General features: G+C 66.5%; 4 protein-coding genes. 3 read left to right on the forward strand and 1 reads right to left on the reverse strand.

The annotated features are described in order from the left end of the window. Positions 1-103 precede the first annotated feature (103 nt). On the reverse strand, positions 104-1,648 hold the full coding sequence (locus tag ACFQEU_RS12690) for an acyl-CoA carboxylase subunit beta (RefSeq protein WP_379782698.1): 1,545 nt from the start codon (positions 1,646-1,648) through the stop codon (positions 104-106). Between the two features lie 241 nt (positions 1,649-1,889). Between ACFQEU_RS12690 and ACFQEU_RS12695 the strand changes: the two genes are divergently transcribed. From ACFQEU_RS12695 to rpl12p, 3 genes are all read left to right on the forward strand, one after another. After that, a complete protein-coding gene (locus ACFQEU_RS12695; RefSeq protein WP_379782701.1) occupies positions 1,890-2,528 on the forward strand; it encodes a 50S ribosomal protein L1 in 639 nt (212 codons plus the stop codon). Beyond that, positions 2,525-3,568, forward strand: coding sequence for a 50S ribosomal protein L10 (locus tag ACFQEU_RS12700; RefSeq protein WP_379782704.1), 1,044 nt, complete (start codon positions 2,525-2,527; stop codon positions 3,566-3,568). The genes ACFQEU_RS12695 and ACFQEU_RS12700 overlap by 4 nt, the downstream gene beginning before the upstream one ends. Before the next feature lie 18 nt (positions 3,569-3,586). Continuing rightward, on the forward strand, positions 3,587-3,779 hold a 193-nt coding region (gene rpl12p / locus ACFQEU_RS12705; protein WP_379782706.1), incomplete at its 3' end, for a 50S ribosomal protein P1.

Below are 3,779 nucleotides of genomic sequence, written 5' to 3' on the forward strand. Positions count from 1 at the left end.
GTCGCTCGCTTCGTCAAGCAGGTCGAGGTCGGCCGCCGCGAGCGCCCCCGGATCGATCGTCGGTGGATCGGTCGACTCCGACTCCGGCGTCTCCGTCGCCATCTCAGATCGGGATGTTGCCGTGTTTCTTGTCGGGCTGGTCCGAGCGTTTCCCCTTCAGCATCGTCAGGTCGTCGACGAGGCGGGCCCGGGTCTCGGCGGGCTCGATGACGTCGTCGATGAACCCGCGGTCGGCGGCGGTGTACGGGTTCGCGAACTCGTCGCGGTACTCGTCGATGAGCTCCTGTCTCCGGGCGTCCGGGTCGTCGGCCTCGGCGAGCTCCTCGCGGTAGAGCACGTTCACCGCCCCTTTCGGCCCCATCACCGCGATCTCGGCGGTCGGCCAGGCGTAGTTCACGTCGCCGCCGATGTGTTTCGAGGACATCACGCAGTACGCCCCGCCGTACGCCTTTCGGGTGATGACGGTGAGGAGGGGAACGGTCGCCTCCGAGAAGGCGTACAGCAGCTTCGCGCCGTGGCGGATGATCCCGTTGTGCTCCTGGTCCGTCCCGGGCATGAACCCGGGCACGTCCTCGAAGGTGAGGATGGGGACGTTGAACGCGTCACAGAACCGGACGAACCGCGCGCCCTTCTGGCTCGACTCGATGTCGAGCGTGCCCGCGTTCACGCGGGGGTTGTTTGCGACCACGCCGATCGAGTGGCCGTCGAGCCGCGCGAACCCGATCACGATGTTCTTCGCGAAGTTCTCTTGGACCTCGAAGAAGGACCCCTCGTCGACGACGCCCTCGATGACGGCGTGCATGTCGTACGGCTTGCGAGGCGCGTTCGGGACGATCTCGGCGAGGTCGTCGTCCGCGCGCTCGGGGTCGTCCCACGGCTCGACCCGCGGCGGGTCCTCCACGTTGTTCGCGGGGAGATACGAGAGGAGCCGAGCGATGTCGTCTAACGCTTGCTCCTCGCTCTCCTCGGCGAAGTGGGCGACGCCGGAGGTCGAGGTGTGGGTGACCGCGCCGCCGAGCTCCTCGAAGCTCACCTCCTCGCCGGTGACCGTCTCGATGACGTCCGGCCCGGTGATGAACATGTGGGAGGTGTCTTTCACCATGAACGTGAAGTCCGTGATCGCCGGCGAGTACACCGCGCCGCCGGCACAGGGGCCCATGATCGCCGATATCTGTGGAATAACGCCCGACGCCTCCGTGTTCCGGCGGAAGATCTCGGCGAACCCGCCGAGCGAGGCGACCCCTTCCTGGATCCGCGCGCCGGCGGAGTCGTTGAGGCCGACGACGGGCGCGCCGACGTCCATCGCCTTGTCCATCACCTTACACACTTTCTCGGCGAACACCTCGCCGAGCGAGCCGCCGAAGACGGTGAAGTCGTGCGCGAAGACGAACGTCTTCCGGCCGTTCACCTCGCCGTAGCCGGTCACCACGCCGTCGCCTGGGATCTGCTGTTCTTCCATCCCGAAGGTGTGGTTCCGGTGGGTCCGAAACCGGTCGAACTCGTGGAACGTCCCGTCGTCGAGGAAGTAGTCGATCCGCTCGCGCGCGGTCATCTTCCCTTTGTCGTGTTGGGACTGGATCCGCTCCTCGCCGCCGCCTTTCGCGGCGCGTTCGCGCCGGTCGCGGAGATCGTCGATGCGGTCCTCCATCGTCACGCCGGACCACCCTGCGTCATTATCCGGTGGATCGGAAAGCGCGGTCAAAAGGGTTCCCCTATGCGACGATATCACATTCGACGGACGTCGAATCCTCAGGGAGTCGCGTGTCCCCATCTCACATGGACAGGGGGGCTTCGACGGTTTTAAGCGTCTCATGAGCCACTCTCCGATGAGACAGGCTTCGCCTGTTTCACTGACCCGTAGGAGCGACCTGCGTACTACGGAGGTGAAAATGGCAGACACAATACAAGAGGCCGTAACCCTCGCACTCGATGAGGCCCCTGAGCGGAACTTCCGCGAGACGGTGGACATCGCGATCAACCTGCGAGACCTCGACCTCAACGATCCGTCGAATCGCGTCGACGAGTCCGTCGTGCTGCCGGCTGGAACGGGGCAGGAGACACAGATCGTCGTCTTCGCGGAGGGCGAAACCGCCGTCCGCGCCGCCGACGTCGCTGATCAAGTGCTTGACAGCGACGATCTGGAGGATCTCGGAGACGACGACGACCGCGCAAAGGACCTGGCCGGCGAAACCGACTTCTTCGTCGCCGAGGCCAACCTGATGCAGGACATCGGTCGGTACCTCGGTACCGTCCTCGGTCCGCGCGGGAAGATGCCTACCCCACTACAGCCGGACGACGACGTCGTCGACACAGTCAACCGGATGAAGAACACGGTGCAGCTCCGATCCCGTGACCGACGCACGTTCCACACGCGCGTCGGCGCGGAGGACATGGGCGCCGAGGCGATCTCGGACAACATCGACGTCATCATCCGCCGACTCGAAGCGAACCTCGAGAAGGGACCGCTCAACATCGACGGGATCTACGTGAAAACCACGATGGGTCCCGCCAAGGAGGTGCCCGTATGAGCACCGTCCGGAAGACCGAGACGATCCCCGAGTGGAAACGCGAGGAGGTGGACGAGCTCGTCGAGTTCGTCGAGTCGTTCAACTCCGTCGGGATCGTCGGCGTCGCCGGCATCCCCAGCCGCCAGCTCCAGGCCATGCGCCGGGAGCTCCACGGCTCCGCGGACGTGCGGATGAGCCGCAACACGCTCACGATCCGCGCGCTCGAGGAAGTGAACGAGGGCGTCGAACAGCTCACCGGCTACGTCGAAGGACAGGTGGCGCTCATCGGCACCAACGACAACCCCTTCGGCCTCTACAAGCAGCTGGAAGCCTCGAAGACCCCCGCCCCGATCAACGCGGGCGAGGTGGCCCCCAACGACGTCGTCATCCCCGAGGGTGACACGGGCGTCGATCCGGGGCCGTTCGTCGGCGAGCTCCAGACGGTCGGCGCGTCCGCCCGGATCATGGACGGCTCGATCAAGGTCACCGAGGACTCGAAGGTGCTCGAGGAGGGTGAGGTCGTCGACGACGACCTCGCGAACGTCCTGACCGAGCTCGGCATCGAGCCGAAGGAGGTCGGCCTCGACCTGAAGGGCGTCTACTCCGACGGCGTGCTGTTCGAGCCCGACGAGCTCGCCATCGACGTCGACGAGTACCGCGCGGACGTCCAGTCCGCCGCGGCCGCCGCCCGCAACCTCTCCGTCAACGCCGCCTACCCGACGGCCGCCACCGCCGGTACCCTTCTCGCGAAGGCGTCCGGCGAGGCGAAGTCGGTCGGGCTGTTCGCGGAGATCGAGAGCCCGGACGTCGTGCCCGACCTCATCGGGAAGGCCGACGCCCAGCTGCGTGCGCTCGCGGCACAGATCGACGACGAGGAGGCGCTCCCCGAGGAGCTGCAGGGCGTCGAAGCCGCCCCGGCTCCGGAGACGGACGACGCCGACGAGGAGGAACAGGCCGACGAAGACACCGCGGAGACGGACGACGCCGAGACGGCCGACGACGACGCCGACGACGACGACGGCGACGACGGCGGCGAAGGCCTCGGCGCGATGTTCGGCTAACACTACGAGGACACACCAATGGAATACGTTTACGCTGCACTCATCCTGAACGAGACTGGCGAAGAGATCAACGAGGACAACATCACCGGCGTGCTGGAAGCCGCCGGCGTCGACGTCGAGGAATCCCGCGTCAAGGCGCTCGTCGCCGCGCTGGAGGACGTCGACATCGAGGAGGCCATCGAGACGGCCGCCGCCGCGCCCGCCGCGGGTG

The organism is Halorubrum tibetense (genome assembly GCF_042661865.1).
Classification (GTDB): domain Archaea; phylum Halobacteriota; class Halobacteria; order Halobacteriales; family Haloferacaceae; genus Halorubrum; species Halorubrum tibetense.